This window comes from Niveibacterium sp. COAC-50, assembly GCF_013184235.1.
Lineage (GTDB): Bacteria > Pseudomonadota > Gammaproteobacteria > Burkholderiales > Rhodocyclaceae > Niveibacterium > Niveibacterium microcysteis.
Map to the genome: position 1 here is coordinate 1,488,373 of NZ_JABCJM010000001.1, position 18,401 is coordinate 1,506,773.

Genomic DNA, 18,401 nt, shown 5'->3' on the forward strand with positions numbered 1-18,401 from the left:
TCGGTCCTACTCGTGGCGCAGCGCTTCGATCGGATCGAGCTGCGCCGCACGCCGCGCCGGCATGAAGCCAAACACCACGCCAACGGCCGCCGCGAAACCAAACGCGATCAGGTTGATGCTCGTGTCGAAATTGAAGGGCACGTTCATCGCGCCGGCCATGGCTGCTGACGCCACCAGCGCCAGCAGCACACCGACCAGGCCGCCGAGCGAAGACAGCGTCACCGCTTCGACCAGGAACTGCCACAGCACTTCGCGTGGCAGTGCGCCGATTGCAAGGCGGATGCCGATTTCCCGCGTACGCTCGGTGACTGACACCAGCATGATGTTCATGATGCCGATCCCACCCACCAGCAAACTCACGCCCGCCACAGCGCCGAGCAGTGATGTCATGACCCGGGTGGTGGAACTGAGCGCCTGAGCGATCTGGCGCGTATCCATCACCGAGAAGTCATCAGATTCATTGGCAGCGAGATTGCGCAGTTCGCGCATCACCGCGCTGATCTCCGCAACCAGCACATCACCATCGACACCGTCCTTGCCGGACACATAGATCTGCCCGACTTGCTGCGTGCCCTGGCGGCCTGCCAAGCGGCGCTGCAGCGTAGTGATCGGAAGAATGATCGTGTCGTCCTGATCCATCCCGAACGAAGACTGGCCCTTCGTCGCAAGGACGCCGATCACCTCGCAGGCCATCGTGTTGACGCGCAATTTGGCACCGACCGGATCTTCGTTTCCGAACAACTCCTTGCGCACCGTGTTGCCGATTGCACACACCGCACGTCCGCTGCGCACATCGGCGGCATTGAAGGCGCGGCCACTGGCGATTTCGCGATTGGCGATCGGGAAGTACTCGGGCGTCGTGCCAATGACGCTGGTCGTCCAGTTCTTCTGCTGGTAGACGATGCTGACGGAGCGGTTCGTGACCGGGGCGACCGATTCGATGCTCGATACGCGATCCGCCAGCGCGCTTGCATCGGTCATCTTGAAGCGCGCCACGCCCCCCTGAGGCATGCCGATGGCGGCACCCGGACGCACGATGATCAGGTTGCTGCCGAGGCTCGCCACCTGTGCCGTCACCGCATCGGTGGCACCTTGGCCAACGGTCACCATCGTAATCACTGCGGCAACGCCGATCACAATGCCAAGCACCGTCAGGAAGGCGCGCATCAGGTTGCGGCGGATCTCGCGTAGCGCAAGAAGTAGGGCGTTCAGTAGCATCACGCGGCCCCTGGCGGCAGTGAGTCCGCGTCGATGCGGCCGTCTTTCACACGAACGACGCGCTGCGCGTGCGCCGCAATGTCCGTTTCGTGTGTCACCATCAGCACGGTGATGCCGCGCTCGGTGTTCAGGCGGGTGATCAACGCCATCACGTCTTCACTCGTTTGCGTATCGAGATTGCCGGTGGGTTCGTCGGCAAACAAAACCAAGGGGTTCGTCACGATCGCGCGGGCAATCGCCACTCGCTGCTGCTGCCCACCCGAAAGCTCTGATGGCGTGTTACGGAGTTTGCCTTCCAAACCCACCGCGGCCAGGGCCTCGGCGGCCAAAGCATCGCGCTCCTTGCGCGGCATGCCTCGGTAAAGCAGCGGCAACTCGACGTTTTCCAGCGCTGAGGTGCGGGCAAGCAGGTTGAAGCCCTGAAAGATGAAGCCGTGATGGTGCCGCCGCAGCAACGAGCGCTGAATGCTGTCGAAGCGCTCGACATGCTGGCCATCGAAAACGTATTCGCCCGTCGTCGGCGTATCAAGGCAACCGAGAATGTTCATCAAGGTGGATTTGCCTGAACCGCTCGGGCCCATGACCGCGACGAACTGCCCGCGCGGGATTTCCAGATCGATACCGCGAAGCGCTTCAAAACGCGCCTCGCCCTGGCCGTAGTTCTTGGTGATGCCGGACAGGCGGAACAGCGGCTCGGGCGCCATGCTGGATTCCGTCATTTCTTGCGAGTCTCCGCGCGCTGCTCGGTAATCACTTCGAGACCATCCTCAATGCCAGCGCCGCTGACTTCGACCATACGGCCGTCGGTGAGTCCCACGGTCACTTTGATCGGCTGCGGGCGCTCATCGCGCAAGACCCATAGGGTTTGCTCACTGCCTTGCGCGAGCGGCCGGTTGCGCGAGGCAGCGTTCGCTGCGGGGCGAGGCGGGCGGGGCGGTTTGGGGATCAGGCTTGAGAGCAGCCCGCCGCCCTCGGTAGCGGCAGCCTCGGTGCGCGGCTTGAAACGCAGCGCCGTGCCAGGCACGAGCAGCACACCTTTGCGCTCGGCGATGCGGATATCCGCAGTGGCGGTCATGCCTGGGCGCAGGGTGAGATCCTTGTTGCTGACTTGCAGTTCGGTCTTGTAGCTCACAACGTTCTCGACCAAGGTCGAGCCGTACTGAACCTTGGTGACCTTTGCCGCGTAGTTGCGATCCGGCCAGGCGTCGACCGTGAACGAGGCGGGCTGATCGTCGTGCACCTTGCCGACGTCAGCTTCGGCCACATCCACTTTCAGACGCATTTGCGCGAGGTCCTCGGCCAGCACGAACAACTCCGGCGCAGTGAACGAGGCCGCTACGGTCTGGCCCGGGTCGATCTTGCGCGTCAGCACCACGCCATCGATCGGCGAGCGGATTGCAGCCTTGCCAAGATCGGTCTCGTTGGTGCGCAGGGCTGCTTCGGTTTCGGCAACACTAGCTCGGGCCGAAGCCACATCCGCCCGAGCACGCGCCGCCGTAGCACGCGCCGTATCCAACTCGCTCTTGGACGGCACCTTGCCGCCCGAGAGTTTCGCCACTTCCTCTTGCCGTGCGAGCGTCGCTTCGCTTTCCACTTGGGTCGCCTGCGCCTGTTCCAGCTTGGCGCGCGCCGCAGCGAGCACGGCGCGGGCCTTTTCGGTCTGATCGCGCAGCTTTGAGATATCGAGCACGGCGAGTGTTTGCCCCTTGCGCACCCGATCATTCGTATCGACGAGCACCTGCGCGACCGTGCCAGAGAGTTCGGAACCCACGGTCACCTGATTCGTAGGCTCCAACTTGCCTGTGGCCGTAACGGTCACCACGAGATCGCCACGCTTGATGGCGACGGTGTTGAACTTTGGCGCGCCATTGCCGGCGACCAGAGCCCGAATCCCAAAGCCGATAGCGCCAAGCACAACGAGCGCGATTGCTGCGACCACGATCACACGGCGGCGCGACCATGCGCCATCCTTGGCGGCGATGTGAAGGATCTTGCGGGTATCAACCATTGCTTGAATCTCCAACGGCGGGCGTCTTGCCCGCTGCTTCGGGCGACCATCCGCCACCCAGTGCCTTGTATAGATTGACCAGCGCTTTGGCGCGCTCGCCTTGTGCCGAGGTCTGCTGATCCTGCAGCGACAGGAGGGTGCGCTGGGTGTCGAGCAGAATCGACAGATCGATCAAGCCCGCCTTGTAGCGTTGCGATGCAAGTTGTTCCGCCTCACGAGCGGCCGCGGTCGCGGTGTCCAGACTCGCCAAACGCGTGTTGGTCGTGCGCCATGCCACGAGCGCGTTCTCGACCTCACTCAGGGCTGTCAGGACCGATGCCTGCCAGGCAATCAGCGCCTGCTGCTGCAAGGCATTCTGAATTGCGATGCTTTGCTTGATTCGGCCCGCATCAAAGATCGGGGCGCTCAGCCCGCCCGCAATGCTGGCCAACACGGCTTCGGGGCGGAACAGATCGCCTGCACTGAGTGCATCGACACCTATCGAGCCACTCAAGACCAGTTTCGGATAGCGGGCCGCCTCCGCTTCGCCAACACGTGCCGTCGCAGCGGCCAATTGGCGCTCGGCAGCGACAAGATCGGGGCGTTGTTGCAGGGTCTGTGCCGGAATACCAAGCCCGAGCGCAAACTGGAAGTCGGGCAGGGCGCGGCACGGCCCCACGAGGCCATCAATTGCACCCGGAGGCTTGCCTGCCAGCAGCGCCAACTGATTCCGAGCCTCCGAAATGCTGCGCTCAACACTCGGCAAAGCCGCTCGCGCCTGCTCGAGGCTGCTCTTGGATTGAGCGACGTCGAGGGTGGAGGTCAGTCCAGCCTGTTCGCGCCAGCGGGTGATCTGGTCGGTTTCATCACGGCTGGCGAGTGTCGCCTGGAGCACCGCCAGCCGATTCTCGGCCGTACGGAGATCGATGTAGGCACTCGCTACGGCCGCCACCAGACTTACCCGGGCTGCATACAGATCCGCCTGGGCCGCATCGACGTCGGCCTCAGCAGCCTCCACAGCACGACGTTTGCCACCGAAGAGATCAATCTCCCAGCTCAAGTCGGCTGAGGCCGAATAGCTGCGAGTGGTGAGCGTCTGATCGTTCGGGCGTGACGCCTGATTCCGCGCATTCGCTGAAGCATCGATTTCCGGCAGTTGCCCGGCCTTGGTCAGCCCGCGTCGCGCACGTACTTCCTCAAGCCGCGCTAGCGCGCTTTGAAGGTCCGTACTGCCCGAAAGCGCAGCGTCCACCAATGCGTTGAGGCTCGGATCATCGAATTGCTGCCACCAACGCGCCAGCAGCGCCGGTGTCGCCGGGCGGCTAACCGAATCGGCAGCTTGCGATTGCCAGGACGGATATTCGAAAGGCGTAGGCGTACGGTAGTCCGGTCCCACGCTGGCGCAGGCAGACAAGCCAAGTGTAAGAATGGCGGCGCAAACACTGCGCGGATTGAACGGTGGCAGACCGGATGCACGTGGCACAAACGGTGCCACGCGAGTACTGCGGTTCTTCAGTAAAGGCATGAATCAAGAATAGCCTTTACGCCCAATCAGAATGCTTCCCGCGCGTAGCAAACGCGAACTCAGTATGGCCAGTTGCGACTGATCGGGTGGGCGCTAACAAACCGATACATCCCAACCACACAGACTGCAATTGACATAATACAGATTATGCGGCTTTTACCTACCGTGGGCAGAGCGTGTACCGGCCATCTGATCCTGTATGCGATTTGGCCCCGCATCGTCCAAACATCACACCTTACCCAAGGCTCGGGCCGCTGCTGACGCTGCCGCCGTTCGCGTTTCCACGCCCAGCTTTTCGAAGATGTGTTCGAGATGCTTGTTTACCGTACGCGGGCTCATGCCGAGGATTTCGCCGATATCGCGATTGGTTTTGCCACGCGCCACCCACAGCAGAACTTCGCTCTCCCGCGCAGTCAGCTCGGCAGCGGCACGCTTGCTCGCGCCTGTGCCCGCGGCGGTAAGCGCGAAGACCGTGATGGCCTGTGCCGACTCGCTCACTCGCCGCGCTTGCAGGTTGCCATTAGAAAGCGATAGCGACGTGCTGGTCTGCTCGCCCGGCCCAGTCAGGAACCCCGCCAGATGAGGCGGCATTCTGAGCCCTTCGGTGAGGTTCAAGCCCGGCTCCAGCGCGCTGAGCAGCTGCCGCGCAGCGTCGTTGCACCACAGAAGTTGCGAGGTTTCGTCCACCGCCAGCATGGCATTGCTGCTGGCGTTCACCGCCTCGCGCGTGGCGCGCACCAGGCGCGCGGTGCGGGTGTGGGCCTGCAGCCGCGCGATCACTTCGGGCGGCGACACCGGCTTGGTGACGTAATCATTACCGCCCACCGCAAAGCCCCGCACGATGTGTTCGGTTTCGCCCAGGCCGGTCATGAAGATCACCGGAACGTCTTCACTCTGGTCGCGGATCCGCTCGCAGGCTTCAAAGCCATCCATGCCGGGCATCTGCACGTCGAGCAGGATCGCTCCCGGAAGGTGTTTGGCCAGATATGCAAGCGCCAGCTCCCCGCTGGCGGCAGTGTGCACCCGAAGGCCAACGGCCCCCAGTTCGAGCGACAGCAGTGCCAACGCATCAGCACTGTCATCGACAAGCAGTACGTCACAGGCTTCTTCAACTGAATGCATGGTCTTGCAAGGTCTGGCTGAGGGTTGCGGTAAGCGCGGCATCATCAGTGCCGATCAGCGCCAGGGAGCGCGCGGCCCAGGGTGCGAGGTCAGGGCTGTCGTCGCCCAATTCTTCAAGCCGCGCCCGCAACGCTCGCGGGTAGCCGCCAGCGGCCAGCGCCAGCAGTTCTCGCAGCACGTCGGGGCCGGGCGGGACGAGGCGTGGCGCTGCCGCCGGCGCGGCGTGCAACCACTCGATGCCCAGCGCACTGCGCACCTGTTCAAGCAGATCCGCCTCGGTCACCGGTTTGGTGACAAAGCCATTGCAACCGCTCTGCGCCCGCGCCTGCTCGGTGTTGTCGTGCGCGTTGGCCGACACCATCACGATCGCGAGTGTGCTGTGCCCGGCTTCGCGCAGTTGGCGGCAGATCACCCATCCGGTCGTGTCACGCAGGCTGATGTCGAGCAGCAGAAGATCCGGCGTGCGCTCGGCCAGCACCGCAAGGCAAGCGGCGCCGCTATCGACTTCTTCGATGAGAAAGCCGAGCGGCTGCAGCATCGCGCGCAGCACGCCACGATGCGCGGCTTCATCGTCCACGATCAGCACATGCTGCCGCCGCCCAAGGTAGCCACAGACCGGCGCCGCCAGCGCACTGACCTCGACACTCGGCAAGGTCGGCAAGGTCGGCAGGTAGAGCCGCACGACGAAACGGCTCCCTTCGCCCCGCTTGCTGTAGAGCTGAATGTCACCGCCCATCAATTCAACGAGCAGACGCGTGATGGTGAGCCCGAGCCCGGTGCCCTCCGCCCCCACCCGGCCGGCGCCACGTTCGAAGGGCTGGAAGATGCGCTCATGCTCGGCCGCATCGATGCCGACCCCGGTGTCGATCACCTCGATGTGCGCAATCTCGCGGCGGTAACGCACACGCAGGCAGACCTGGCCGTGCTCGGTGAATTTGACCGCGTTGCCCAGCAGGTTGATGAGGATCTGGCGCAAGCGCTTGGGGTCGGCATGCACGCGCTGCGGCAAGTGGCCGCGCGCCTCGTAGTGAAAGCTGAGGCCGGAACTCTCGGCGAGCGGGCGGAACATCTTGACGATCTCGGTGAAGAACTCCTCCAGGTGCAGCCCTTCCTGTTCCAACCGCAGCTTGCCCGCCTCGATGCGCGACAGATCGAGCAAGCCATCGACCAGGCTGGCGAGGTGTTCGCCGCTGCGGTGGATGGTGCTCACCGCATCACGCAAGCCGCCGGCCAGCGCCTGCTGGCGCAGGAGCACCTGCGAATAGCCGAGGATGCTGTTGAGCGGCGCGCGCATCTCGTGGCTCATGCCGGTGACGAAGCGGCTCTTGGCAAGGTTGCCGCTTTCGGCGACTTCCTTCGCTTTCTGCAGCGCGGCGTCGGTCTGGCGGTGGGCATCGATCTCACGCTGCAAGAGCTGGTTCTGCCGATCCGATTCTTCCTGCGCGACCACCCTGCTCTCGTTCGCCAGCACCAGCCACCAAGCCGCCACCGCGGTAAGCAGGAAGATCCCGGCGAACACTTTCCAGAACAGCGGCGCGAGGTCGGCCGACACCGGGCCACCGGGATGCAGCAACTCCTGTGCATACAAGAGCCAGAGCATGGCGCCGAACACGCAGACCATGCCGCCAAGCACGAGCGCAAACTGCCCGACGCGACGCGCCATCGGCAGCGACACGCGATGCGGTAGCCAACCGGCCAACAGATCGGCGAGTTGTTCGTGCACCCGCGCGCCGGTCTTGCAGCGGTCGCCACAACGCGCGTCCAGCGTGCAGCATAGCGAACAGATCGAGCCACCGTAGGCCGGACAGTGCGCCATGTCGTCCGATTCGAACTTGTTGCGGCATATCGCGCAGCGCATCACGCGGTGCCGCGGCCCGAAGTCCACCGGCGTGCGCGCAATCGTGTAGCGCTGCCGCGTGAGCAGCGAAATCAGCGGCGCGGCGAGCAGCGACACCAGCAAGGCGATACCTGTGGAGGCCGGGCGCAGGCCCTCGCCGAACAGCCCCACGTAGACCGCCACAGACAGCACCGACGCAATCAACATGGCGCCGAAACCGGAGGGGTTGATGTCGTACAGGTAGGCGCGGCGGAATTCGATGGTTCTGGGCGAGAGGCCCAGCGGTTTGCTGATCACCAGATCGGCCACCACCGCGCCGACCCAGGCCACTGCAAGGTGTGCGTAGAGGCCCAGCACCTGCTCGATCGCTTCGAACACGCCCATCACCATCAGCAGCACCGCGATCAGCACGTTGAAGGCCAGCCAGACCACACGCCCCGGATGGCTGTGCGTCAGCCGCGCGAAGAAGTTGGACCAGGCGAGCGACCCGGCGTAGGCGTTGGTGATGTTGATCTTCAGCTGCGACACGATGACGAACACGCCGGCAAGGAAGATTGCCCCCCCGTGATCGCCAACCACCTCGCGGAAGCCGATCAAGTACATCTGCATCGGTTCGAGCGCACGCAACAGTGGCATTTCGTGCTGCAAGACAAGGAAGGCCAGGAACGCGCCGCCGACCATCTTGGCCGCGCCCATCAGGATCCAGCCCGGCCCGGCCACGATCACCGCCAGCCACCAGCGCAGCTTGCGACCGGGCGTGGGCTCTGGCATGAAACGCAGGAAGTCCACCTGCTCGCCAATCTGCGCGATCAGCGATGCCGCCACCGTGGCTGCCGCACCGAACGCAGCCCATGAGAATTCATCGCTGCCGGCGCTACTGCCGTTGAGCGAACTGAAGGCGACGAAGGCATCCGGATTCTTGATTGCCACCGCGATGAAAGGCAGAACCAGCAGCAGCAGCCACACCGGCTGGGTCCATATCTGCAGACGGCTGATCAGGGTGACGCCGTGGGTCACCAACGGCACCACGATCAGTGCACTGAGCAGGTAGCCCACGCCGCGTGGCAGGCCGAACCAGAGCTCGAAGGCCTGCGCCATGATCGCCGCTTCGATGGCGAAGAAGATGAAGGTGAAGCTGGCGTAGATCAGCGAGGTGATCGTGGACCCGAGATAACCAAAGCCGGCGCCGCGCGCGAGCAGATCCATGTCGAGCCCGTGGCGTGCCGCGCGATACGCGATCGGCAGGCCGGTGAGGAAGATCACCAGGCTGACCACGGCGATCGCCCACATCGCATTGGTAAAACCGTAGCTCAGGGTGATGGCTGCACCAATCGCTTCCAGCGCGAGGAAGGACACTGCACCAAAAGCGGTATTCGCGACGCGGAACTCGCTCCATTTGCGGAAGCTACGCGGCGTGAAACGCAGCGCGTAGTCCTCCAGTGTTTCGTCCGACACCCAGCGGTTGTAGTCCCGCCGCACCTTCATGATGCGCTGTACCGGCTGCGCTTTGGCGACTTCCTGGTCCACCCGTAATCCCTCTGAAACGCGCGCGTCGACGCCAATGTTCACGCCGGAAGCACGCAAGCGGCGTGCCCGATTGCGTGCAGTCTGTGGCGCCGATTCTGGTGTGCGCAGTGCGTATGTGCAGTACGTCAAATGACTTATTTCGCGTCTCCGCCCCTGATCCCAAAGTGCATTCCAACAACGCAGCACATCACGACCGCCGCGGCGGCCAGTGCGGAACAAGAAGTCCGGCTGCGTTGCTTTGAAGCCCGCGTTCATCAGGAGAGACCATCATGCGTGACCACGCTTCGCCCAAGCCCCGATCCCCCCTCCGCCGCCATCTCTTGCAGGGCATCGTCACCCTGCCGCTGATTGGTCTGTCTGCCGTAGGCCAAGCAGCGCCGCCGGCCACCGCAGTGGTGAACACGACCAAGCTGGCGGTGACCGATACCGAAGTCACCGTGGGTCAGTTGCACTCGGCAACCGGCACCATGGCGATCTCGGAGACCGGCTCGATCCAGGCCGAACAACTGGCAATCGACCAGATCAACGCGATGGGCGGCGTGCTCGGCCGCAAGATCAAGGTGATCAAGGAAGACGGCGCCTCTGACTGGCCGACCTTCGCCGAAAAGTCGAAGAAGCTGCTGATCAACGACCGCGTCGCAGCAGTGTTCGGCTGCTGGACATCGGCCTCGCGCAAGGCGGTGCTGCCGATCTTCGAGAAGGAAAACGGGATGCTCTACTACCCCACCTTCTACGAGGGCCTGGAGCAATCCAAGAACGTGATCTACACCGGCCAGGAAGCGACCCAGCAGATTCTTTGGGGCCTCGACTGGGTGTCGAAGGAAAAGAAGGCAAAGACCTACTTCCTCGTCGGCTCTGATTACATCTGGCCGCGCACCTCGATGAAGATCGCGCGCAAGCACATCGAGGGCCACCTTGCCGACAGCAAGGTCGTGGGCGAGGAGTACTACCCGCTCGGTCACACCCAGTTCAACTCGCTGATCAACAAGATCAAGGCCGCCAAGCCAGACGTCATCTTCATCGCGGTGGTGGGTGGCTCGAACGTGTCCTTCTACAAGCAGCTCAAGGCTGCGGGCGTGACGGCCGCGAAGCAGACGCTGCTGACGATCTCGGTCACCGAAGACGAAGTGCTGGGTATCGGTGGCGAGAACATGGCCGGCTTCTATGCCTCGATGAAGTACTTCCAGTCGCTCGACAACGCCAACAACAAGGCCTTCGTGCAGGCCTTCAAGGCCAAATACGGCGCCAAGGCGGTGATTGGCGATGTGACGCAGGCGGCCTACCTGGGCCCGTGGTTGTGGAAGGCAACCGTCGAGAAAGCGGGCAGCTTCGATGTCGACAAGGTCGCCGCAGCGTCCAAGGACATCGAGTTCAAGGGCGCGCCTGAAGGCTACGTGAAGATCCACGCCAACCATCACCTGTGGAGCAAGACACGTATCGGCCAGGCACAGGCTGACGGCCAGTTCAAGGTGGTCGCCGAGTCGCCGGACCTGATCGAGCCGAATCCTTTCCCCAAGGGTTACCAGTAACAGCCTGACCCGTCACCCCGGCCCACGCGGCTCGGGGTGACGGCCGCCTCGCGGCAACGCAAACGCACTTCACTCTGTACTTGGGAGGTAAGCACCATGGCATTCGCCGACATGCTCAACATCGGAATGATGCAAGGCTTCGCAGGGCTTAGCCTGTTCGCGGTGCTACTGCTGATGGGCCTTGGCCTGGCGATCATCTTCGGCCAGATGGGGGTGATCAACATGGCGCATGGCGAGTTCATGACGCTGGGCGCCTACACCATCTTCCTGTTCTCCTCGCTCTCCGAGAGCTTCTTCCCCCAATTCACACAAACGTATTTTCTGGTCGCCATCGTCGCGGCCTTCTTTGTCACTTTCCTGGCGGGCTGGTTCGTCGAATGGGCCTTGATCCGTCACCTTTACAAGCGCCCGCTCGATACGCTGCTGGCCACCTGGGGCGTCTCGCTCGGGATGCAGCAGTGCTTCCGCAGCTTCATCGGCCCCAAGGAAGTCAGCCCTACCCTGCCCGACTGGCTGATGGGTTCCTGGTCGCCGCATGAGGGGCTCGACATCCCGATCAACGGCCTCTTCGTGATGGCCCTGACGCTCGTCGTTACCGGCGGCGTACTGCTGGCCCTCTACAAATCCCGCTGGGGCCTGCGCGTACGGGCCACGGTTGCCAACCGCGCGATGGCCAACGCGATCGGCATCAATACCAAGAAGACCGACCGCCTGACCTATGCCATCGGCTGCGGGATCGCAGGCGTTGCGGGTGCAGCCTTCACCACGATCGGTTCGACCGGCCCCACCAGTGGATCGCTCTACATCGTCGATGCCTTCCTCGTGGTCACCTTCGGGGGTGCTGCCAGTCTGCTTGGCACGGTGGCCTCGGCCTTCGGCATCGCGCAGATGCAATCGATCAGCGAATTCTTCATGACCGGCTCGATGGCCAAGGTGCTCACGCTGATGACCATCGTGGTGATCCTGATGATGCGGCCGCAGGGGCTGTTCGCCTCAAAGATCCGCCGCTAGTCATCGCCCCATGTATCCACCTGGCGCCCGACCTGCACAGCACTTCCGGAGAAACGCATCATGAACAAGATCAAGGCATTCATCGATCAACGTGGCCTCGGCAGTTTCCTCATACTCGCCGCACTGATCCTGGTGGTGTTCCCGCTTGCGATGGACATCTTCCGGCTCAATCTCGTCGGCAAATACCTCACCTACGGCTTCGTCGCCATTGGCCTTGTGATGTGCTGGGGTTACGGCGGCGTGCTGAGCCTCGGGCAGGGGGTGTTCTTTGGCCTCGGGGGCTACGCGATGGCGATGTTCCTCAAGCTCGAAGCCTCTGACCCGATCAGCACGAAGATCCAGTCCACACCGGGCATCCCCGACTTCATGGACTGGAACCAGCTGACCGCGCTGCCGCTGTGGTGGGCACCGTTCAAGTACCTGCCGTTTGCGCTGATCGCGGTGCTGCTGGTGCCCACGCTACTCGCCTTCGTGATCAGCTTTGCGATGTTCAAGCGCCGCGTCGGCGGGGTGTACTTCGCCATCATCACGCAGGCGGTGGCATTGATCCTCTCGGTGCTGATCATCGGCCAGCAGGGTTACACCGGCGGGGTAAACGGCATCACCGATCTGAAGACCCTGCTCGGCTGGGACATCCGCACCAACAGCGCCAAGTACATCCTCTACTTCGCCAACGCCGCGTTGCTGCTCGGCTGCATCTACCTTTGCCTGTGGGTGCAGAAAAGCAAACTCGGCACGCTGTTGCTCGCGATGCGCGACAAGGAAGACCGGGTTCGTTTCTCCGGTTACGACGTGTCGATGTTCAAGGTGTTCGCCTTCTGCCTCGCCGCGATGCTCTCGGCGATTGGCGGCGCGATGTTCACGCTGCAGGTCGGCTTCATGTCACCGAGCTTCGTCGGCATCGTCCCGAGCATCGAGATGGTGATCTTCGCCGCAGTGGGTGGGCGCATGTCACTGATCGGCGCGGTGTACGGCGCCTTGCTGGTGAACTTCGGCAAGACCTATTTCTCCGAGAGCTTCCCCGACCTCTGGCTCTTCCTCATGGCGAGCCTCTTCATCGGCGTCGTGATGGCGTTCCCGAACGGTCTGGCCGGTGTCTACGCCAGCCACGTCAAGCCCTGGCTCGCGCGCCGCAAGGCCACTCAAATCAGATCACAGGCCCTTGCGGTGCCGCCGGCAGACAGCGCGCCGCAAACCGAAGAGGCCGAAATCCCCGGCCTGATCCGCGCCACCTGATCGCATACCTGCTCGTTGAAGGGAGCCTCACATGAGCAATACCGACTTCGTACTCGCGGTGGAAGACCTGACCGTGTCCTTCGATGGTTTCAGGGCGATCGACGCGCTGAACCTGTATGTCGACAAGGGTGAGCTGCGCGTGATCATCGGCCCCAACGGCGCCGGCAAGACCACACTGCTCGACCTGATCTGCGGCCGCACCGCGGTCAGCGCCGGCAGCATCAAGTTCAAGAACGTGGAGATGACGCGGCTGGCCGAATACAAGCGGGTGCGCTCAGGCATCGGTCGCAAGTTCCAGACGCCTTCGATCTACGAAAACCTCAGCGTGTTCCAGAACCTTGAGGTGTCCTTCCCGCGTGGCCGCGGGGTGTTTGGCGCACTCGCCTTCAAGTGCGATCAGGAAGTGCGCGACCAGGTGCAGAGCGTGGCCAACGAGATCGGCCTGGGCGACCTACTCGACATGGAAGCCGGCCTGCTCTCGCACGGCCAGAAGCAGTGGCTGGAGATCGGCATGTTGCTGATGCAGGACCCGGAACTACTGATGCTCGACGAGCCGATCGCGGGCATGAGCGCACGCGAGCGCGAACTGACCGCAGACCTGCTCAAACGCATCTGCAAGAACCGCTCGATGATCGTGATCGAGCACGACATGGCCTTCGTTGCGCAGATCGCCCACAAGGTCACCGTGATGCACCAGGGAAAGATCCTCGCCGAGGGCTCGATGGAGAAAGTCCAGCAAGACCCCAAGGTCATCGACGTCTATCTGGGCCACTGAGAAAGGAACCCCAGCATGCTCAACGTATCCGATCTCGTCGTGTGTTACGGCCAGAGCGAAGCCCTGCATGGCATCTCGTTCGAGGCGAACAAGAACGAAACCGTGGCGATCATGGGCCGCAACGGCATGGGCAAGACCACGCTGTTCAAATCGCTGATGGGCGTGCTGCCCACCCGCAGCGGCTCGATCCAGGTGGCGGGGAAGGAAGTCTCGAAAGACGAGAGCTATCGCCGGGTCGCCAAGGGCATCGCCTATGTGCCGCAAGGCCGGATGATCTTCCCTACCCTCTCGGTCGAAGAAAACATCCAGACCGGGCTGGAGAACGCCGCCATCAAGAAGGTGCCGGACGAGATCTATGCGCTCTTCCCGGTGTTGTGGGAGATGCGCCGCCGCAAGGGCGGCAACCTTTCCGGCGGCCAGCAGCAACAGCTGGCGATCGCACGCGCGCTCGTCACCGATCCGAAGGTGCTGCTGCTCGATGAGCCCACCGAGGGGATCCAGCCTTCGATCATCAAGGACATCGCCAAGGCGCTCAACGAGATCCGCAAGATGCGCGAAATCACGATCGTCGTTTCGGAGCAGGTACTGAGCTTCGCGATGGACGTGGCCGACCGCCTCTTCGTCATCGAAGGCGGGCACCTGGTTCACGAGAGCCCGCGCGCCAGCACCGACGTTGCCCACATCAAACAGTTCCTGTCGGTGTAGCCCGCAGGGCCGCGCAGTCAATCAAGCGTTTTCATCGGGAGTTCCGGGGGCGGCCCCAGCGCCGCGCCCGCTTATCAAGGAGGTGTGCCATGCCTGAAACACTCATCAAAGTCGACCTGAAGCAGTCGCCCTACGAGAACGAGAACATCCACAACCGCTGGCATCCGGATATCCCGATGGCCTGCTGGGTCAAGCCCGGAGACGACTTCGTGCTGGAGACCTACGACTGGACCGGTGGCTACATCCAGAACAACGACAGCGCAGACGACGTGCGCGATGTGGATCTTTCCACGGTGCACTTCCTCTCTGGCCCGGTCGGGGTGCACGGCGCCGAGCCAGGCGATCTGCTGGTGGTCGAGCTGCTCGACATCGGCGCCAAGCAGGACAGCCTGTGGGGCTTCAACGGCTTCTTCTCGAAGAACAACGGCGGAGGCTTCCTCGTCGATCACTTTCCGCAGGCGCAGAAGTCGATCTGGGACATCGAGGGCATGTTCACCAAGAGCCGCCATGTGCCCGGTGTGCGCTACGCGGGCCTGATCCACCCTGGCCTGATCGGCTGCCTGCCCGACCCGAAGATGCTGGAAACCTGGAACACGCGCGAAGTGGACTTCATCGCCACCCAGCCCGATCGCGTGCCGCCGCTCGCCAACCCGCCGTTCGCCAAGACCGCGCACGCCGGCAAGGCCAAGGGCGAGGTGGCCGCGAAGATTGCCGCCGAAGGCGCGCGCACCGTGCCGCCGCGCGAACACGGCGGCAACTGCGACATCAAGGATCTGTCGCGTGGCTCGAAGATCTTCTTCCCGGTCTACGTTGAAGGCGCGGGCCTCTCGGTCGGCGACCTGCACTTCTCGCAGGGCGATGGCGAGATCAGTTTCTGCGGCGCGATCGAAATGGCCGGTTGGGTGCACATGAAGGTCTCGCTGATCAAGGGTGGCATGGCCAAGTACGGCATCAAGAACCCGATCTTCAAGCCCAGCCCGATCACGCCCAAGTACGACGACTACCTGATCTTCGAAGGCATCTCGGTCGACGAGCAAGGCAAACAGCACTACCTCGATGTGCATGTTGCCTACCGCCAGGCCTGCCTCAACGCGATCGAGTACCTGAAGAAGTTCGGCTACTCCGGCGCGCAGGCGTACTCGATCCTCGGCACCGCGCCCTGCCAGGGCCACATCAGCGGCGTCGTCGATATCCCCAACGCCTGCGCCACGCTGTGGCTGCCGACCGACATCTTCGAGTTCGACATCAACCCGAGCGCGGCCGGGCCGGTGAAGTATCTCGACGGTTCGATCGACATGCCGATCTCGCCCGACCTTTAAGCGCATGAGGCCCTCTCCGCGCCGCGGAGAGGGCAAGTCCCACGGATCAGGAGTTGAGCCATGCCTCTCTACGACTACGAGTGCCCGGACTGCGGCGGCTTCGAGACCCTGCGCAGCATCGCCAGCCGCGACGCACCCACCTTCTGTCCGCGCTGCGGTACACGCGCCTCACGGGTGCAGACCATTTCCGCGCTATCGCTGATGGACGGCAATACCCGCAGCGCCCACGCCACCAACGAGCGCGCGCGCCACGAACCCAAGCGATCCAGTACGCATGTTCACGGGCCGGGCTGCGGCTGTGGTAGCGGCATCAGCAAGAGCACCGCAAAAGCGCCCGACGGTAGTAAATCATTCCCGGGAAAACGCCCTTGGATGATCAGCCACTAGAACGCGCTCACCGATAGCAAAAGACCGAATCGCGGTGGGTTCTGAGGACGCACCCACGCTTGAGAACATGGAGGCATGGAGAAATCCCCTAGCTTTCCCTTGGTGCGTACCGCAGACGCTGCATGCCGCGGTCGGGCAGCATGAGGCCGATGCCAGCCTGTGTAATGGCGTCACGACCGACGAGCCTCAGCACATCATGGACCTAGAGCGCAAGTTGCGCGAGCTGCGCAAGGCGAACGAGATCCTCAAGCCGGCCAGCTCGTTTCTTGCGCAGGCGGAACATTGGCGCCAGAGCAGTTCAACGCACATCGAGTGCGTATTCGAAAAATCACGCCCCCAATCGAGCTTGCATGGCTCCGAGTGTACGACCGACGCTACGGTCAGGCCTATCGCGTGCTCCAGAAAAGCCGCTGCATTGCGATGGTCTCGGCGGCAATCTCGAAGACGGGGCCAATCAGCTTCACCGGCTTCTGTGAGTGCGCGAATACGTAGGCGGACGACACGCTGAGGGTCGGGTTTTCGGCGTGGTCGCCGGTCGCAGAAAGCAGCTGGGCTTCGGTCATGCCGAAGACGACACGGCCGATGTTGGCCCAATAGGCGGTGCCAGCGCACATGCAGCACGGCTCGACAGCGGTGTAGAGCGTGCAGCCCCACAGGTAATCCGCGCTGAAGTTCGTCGCCGCTATTCGAGCCAGCGTCGATTCCGCGTGATTCACGGTGTCGATATTGCACTGTTCGAGCAGCACGGTTTCCTGATCGGGCCCGACCAGGATTGCGCCGAAAGGGTGGTGACCCAGGCTTACAGCTCGTTCGGCCACAGCGTTGGAACGCCGAAGATGCCGCAGGATCTGCTCCTGGGTGGGCTCAAGGCCTTGGGCGGGATAGCGCATCGCGACTCCTTTGGGTGATCCAGCGAAAACGCCCGGCAGCACCGGGCGTTTCGTGTCAATGGTGCGAATACAGCCAGCGGCTTACTTCGGCACTGAGCCTTCGACGCCTTCAACGTAGAAGTTCATCTTCGCCAACTCGCTATCCGGCAACGACTTGCCGGCAGCAACGAACTCCTTGCCAGACTGGTCCTTCAGCGGGCCGGTGAAGGGGTGCAACGTACCGCCCTTGATGCCGTCGCGGCGATCTTCGGCGAGCTTCTTGACGTCCGCCGGCACGGCCGGGCCAAACGCTTCGATGTTCACCGCACCCTGCTTCACGCCGTACCAGATCGGCGTCGGCTTCCAGGTGCCAGCCATGACCTTCTCGACCGTCTCGTTGTAGATCGTGCCCCAGTGCAGTACCGAGGCAGCCAGATGCGCCTTGTCGCCGAACTTGGTCATATCCGAGTCCCAGCCGAAGGCATAAACGCCCTTCTCTTTCGCAGCCTGCACGATGGCCGGCGAGTCGGTGTTCTGCATCAGCACATCCACGCCTTGCGCGATCAAGGTCAGTGCTGCTTCACGCTCCTTGCCCGGATCGAACCAGGTGTTCACCCACACCACGCGGGTGGTCACGTTGGGGTTCACGCTGCGCGCGCCGATGGTGTACGCGTTGATGTTGCGGATCACTTCCGGGATCGGGAACGAGCCCACCACACCCAGCTTGCCGTTCTTGGTCATCTTGCCGGCCACCACACCCAGCATGTAGGCCCCTTCATAGGTGCGCACATCGTAGGTGCCGAGGTTCTTTCCGGTCTTGTAGCCCGTCGCATGCATGAAGACCGTCTTCGGGAAGGCCTTCGAGACTTTCTCCATCTGGTTCATGTACCCGAACGACGTGGCAAAGATCACCTTGGTGCCCTTGCTCGCCAAATCGCGGAACACGCGCTCCGAGTCGGCCGTTTCAGGCACGTTTTCGATTCCCTGCGTCTTCACCTTGTCGCCGAACTTGGCATCGACTTCCTTGCGGCCCACGTCATGCGAATAGGTCCAGCCGTGATCGCCGGTCGGGCCGATGTAGACGAAGCCGGCCTGCAAAGGCTCGGCCGCCTGCGCAGCACTACTGATACCCAGGGCCAGCGTGACGCCAGCCACAAGACACTTGAATCGGGACATTGAACGCTCTCCTGTTGGAATTTCGCCGCCGGTCCCGTGACCGGATCGCGGACTGGAATCGACTGTATCGACTCGTCGCCGCGCAACCCATCCCGCAGCGCTTATGAGCGGTATTCGTCCAACGCAGGTCGCACGCTCGAAGCGCTGCCGCCAGACCTTCATAAGCGCAGGCGGATAA

15 protein-coding genes are annotated in these 18,401 nt (G+C 63.0%); 7 read left to right on the top strand and 8 right to left on the bottom strand.

From position 1 onward, the window contains the following. Nucleotides 1-6: 6 nt before the first annotated feature. The 6 genes from HH302_RS06610 to HH302_RS22715 all read right to left on the bottom strand — a co-directional run bounded on the left by HH302_RS06610 (nt 7) and on the right by HH302_RS22715 (nt 9,216). Nucleotides 7-1,218: an ABC transporter permease gene (locus HH302_RS06610; RefSeq protein WP_172200007.1), complete on the bottom strand. Its 1,212-nt coding sequence runs from the start codon at nt 1,216-1,218 to the stop codon at nt 7-9. After that, entirely contained in the window at nt 1,218-1,937 is a 720-nt protein-coding gene (locus tag HH302_RS06615) for an ABC transporter ATP-binding protein (protein WP_253945999.1), read from the bottom strand. Before HH302_RS06615 ends, HH302_RS06610 begins: the two co-directional genes overlap by 1 nt. After that, nucleotides 1,934-3,226, bottom strand: coding sequence for an efflux RND transporter periplasmic adaptor subunit (locus HH302_RS06620; RefSeq protein WP_172200010.1), 1,293 nt, complete (start codon nt 3,224-3,226; stop codon nt 1,934-1,936). Before HH302_RS06620 ends, HH302_RS06615 begins: the two co-directional genes overlap by 4 nt. Further along, the gene (locus tag HH302_RS06625; RefSeq protein ID WP_172200013.1) at nt 3,219-4,730 is read right to left on the bottom strand and encodes an efflux transporter outer membrane subunit; all 1,512 of its coding nucleotides are present in this window, start codon (nt 4,728-4,730) and stop codon (nt 3,219-3,221) included. The genes HH302_RS06620 and HH302_RS06625 overlap by 8 nt, the downstream gene beginning before the upstream one ends. A gap of 228 nt (nt 4,731-4,958) precedes the next feature. Continuing rightward, on the bottom strand, nt 4,959-5,852 hold the full coding sequence (locus HH302_RS06630; RefSeq protein WP_172200016.1) for a DNA-binding response regulator: 894 nt from the start codon (nt 5,850-5,852) through the stop codon (nt 4,959-4,961). Continuing rightward, nucleotides 5,839-9,216, bottom strand: coding sequence for an ATP-binding protein (locus HH302_RS22715; protein ID WP_216661768.1), 3,378 nt, complete (start codon nt 9,214-9,216; stop codon nt 5,839-5,841). Before HH302_RS22715 ends, HH302_RS06630 begins: the two co-directional genes overlap by 14 nt. A gap of 269 nt (nt 9,217-9,485) precedes the next feature. Here HH302_RS22715 and urtA point away from each other — a divergent pair, with 269 nt between their 5' ends. The 7 genes from urtA to HH302_RS06670 all read left to right on the top strand — a co-directional run bounded on the left by urtA (nt 9,486) and on the right by HH302_RS06670 (nt 16,178). Beyond that, nucleotides 9,486-10,745: an urea ABC transporter substrate-binding protein gene (gene urtA / locus HH302_RS06640; protein ID WP_172200018.1), complete on the top strand. Its 1,260-nt coding sequence runs from the start codon at nt 9,486-9,488 to the stop codon at nt 10,743-10,745. A 96-nt stretch (nt 10,746-10,841) separates the two neighbouring features. Further along, nucleotides 10,842-11,756 carry an urea ABC transporter permease subunit UrtB gene (gene urtB / locus HH302_RS06645; protein WP_172200020.1) on the top strand — a complete coding sequence of 305 codons (915 nt, stop codon included), beginning with the start codon at nt 10,842-10,844 and terminating at the stop codon, nt 11,754-11,756. Nucleotides 11,757-11,816: 60 nt separating this feature from the next. Beyond that, nucleotides 11,817-12,992 carry an urea ABC transporter permease subunit UrtC gene (urtC, locus tag HH302_RS06650; protein WP_172200022.1) on the top strand — a complete coding sequence of 392 codons (1,176 nt, stop codon included), beginning with the start codon at nt 11,817-11,819 and terminating at the stop codon, nt 12,990-12,992. A gap of 31 nt (nt 12,993-13,023) precedes the next feature. After that, the gene (gene urtD, locus HH302_RS06655) at nt 13,024-13,767 is read left to right on the top strand and encodes an urea ABC transporter ATP-binding protein UrtD (protein WP_172200024.1); all 744 of its coding nucleotides are present in this window, start codon (nt 13,024-13,026) and stop codon (nt 13,765-13,767) included. A 15-nt stretch (nt 13,768-13,782) separates the two neighbouring features. Beyond that, nucleotides 13,783-14,472: an urea ABC transporter ATP-binding subunit UrtE gene (gene urtE / locus HH302_RS06660; protein WP_172200027.1), complete on the top strand. Its 690-nt coding sequence runs from the start codon at nt 13,783-13,785 to the stop codon at nt 14,470-14,472. An 89-nt stretch (nt 14,473-14,561) separates the two neighbouring features. Then, on the top strand, nt 14,562-15,791 hold the full coding sequence (gene fmdA / locus HH302_RS06665) for a formamidase (RefSeq protein WP_172200029.1): 1,230 nt from the start codon (nt 14,562-14,564) through the stop codon (nt 15,789-15,791). 60 nt (nt 15,792-15,851) lie between these two features. Further along, nucleotides 15,852-16,178, top strand: a complete 327-nt coding sequence (locus HH302_RS06670) for a zinc ribbon domain-containing protein (protein ID WP_172200031.1) — start codon at nt 15,852-15,854, stop codon at nt 16,176-16,178. Between the two features lie 386 nt (nt 16,179-16,564). On the opposite strand, the gene HH302_RS06675 is transcribed toward HH302_RS06670, so the two are convergent. Then, nucleotides 16,565-17,068, bottom strand: a complete 504-nt coding sequence (locus HH302_RS06675; RefSeq protein WP_172200033.1) for a nucleoside deaminase — start codon at nt 17,066-17,068, stop codon at nt 16,565-16,567. Nucleotides 17,069-17,149: 81 nt separating this feature from the next. Beyond that, the gene (locus HH302_RS06680) at nt 17,150-18,223 is read right to left on the bottom strand and encodes a BMP family ABC transporter substrate-binding protein (RefSeq protein WP_172200036.1); all 1,074 of its coding nucleotides are present in this window, start codon (nt 18,221-18,223) and stop codon (nt 17,150-17,152) included. Nucleotides 18,224-18,401 lie beyond the last annotated feature (178 nt).

Excerpts from the sequence above, each read along its gene's own strand:
- HH302_RS06610 (WP_172200007.1), bottom strand. The coding sequence starts at position 1,218 with ATGCTACTGAACGCCCTACTTCTTGCGCTACGCGAGATCCGCCGCAAC.
- HH302_RS06615 (WP_253945999.1), bottom strand. The coding sequence starts at position 1,937 with ATGACGGAATCCAGCATGGCGCCCGAGCCGCTGTTCCGCCTGTCCGGC.
- HH302_RS06620 (WP_172200010.1), bottom strand. The coding sequence starts at position 3,226 with ATGGTTGATACCCGCAAGATCCTTCACATCGCCGCCAAGGATGGCGCA.
- HH302_RS06625 (WP_172200013.1), bottom strand. The coding sequence starts at position 4,730 with ATGCCTTTACTGAAGAACCGCAGTACTCGCGTGGCACCGTTTGTGCCA.
- HH302_RS06630 (WP_172200016.1), bottom strand. The coding sequence starts at position 5,852 with ATGCATTCAGTTGAAGAAGCCTGTGACGTACTGCTTGTCGATGACAGT.
- urtA (WP_172200018.1), top strand. The coding sequence starts at position 9,486 with ATGCGTGACCACGCTTCGCCCAAGCCCCGATCCCCCCTCCGCCGCCAT.
- urtB (WP_172200020.1), top strand. The coding sequence starts at position 10,842 with ATGGCATTCGCCGACATGCTCAACATCGGAATGATGCAAGGCTTCGCA.
- urtC (WP_172200022.1), top strand. The coding sequence starts at position 11,817 with ATGAACAAGATCAAGGCATTCATCGATCAACGTGGCCTCGGCAGTTTC.
- urtD (WP_172200024.1), top strand. The coding sequence starts at position 13,024 with ATGAGCAATACCGACTTCGTACTCGCGGTGGAAGACCTGACCGTGTCC.
- urtE (WP_172200027.1), top strand. The coding sequence starts at position 13,783 with ATGCTCAACGTATCCGATCTCGTCGTGTGTTACGGCCAGAGCGAAGCC.
- fmdA (WP_172200029.1), top strand. The coding sequence starts at position 14,562 with ATGCCTGAAACACTCATCAAAGTCGACCTGAAGCAGTCGCCCTACGAG.
- HH302_RS06670 (WP_172200031.1), top strand. The coding sequence starts at position 15,852 with ATGCCTCTCTACGACTACGAGTGCCCGGACTGCGGCGGCTTCGAGACC.
- HH302_RS06675 (WP_172200033.1), bottom strand. The coding sequence starts at position 17,068 with ATGCGCTATCCCGCCCAAGGCCTTGAGCCCACCCAGGAGCAGATCCTG.
- HH302_RS06680 (WP_172200036.1), bottom strand. The coding sequence starts at position 18,223 with ATGTCCCGATTCAAGTGTCTTGTGGCTGGCGTCACGCTGGCCCTGGGT.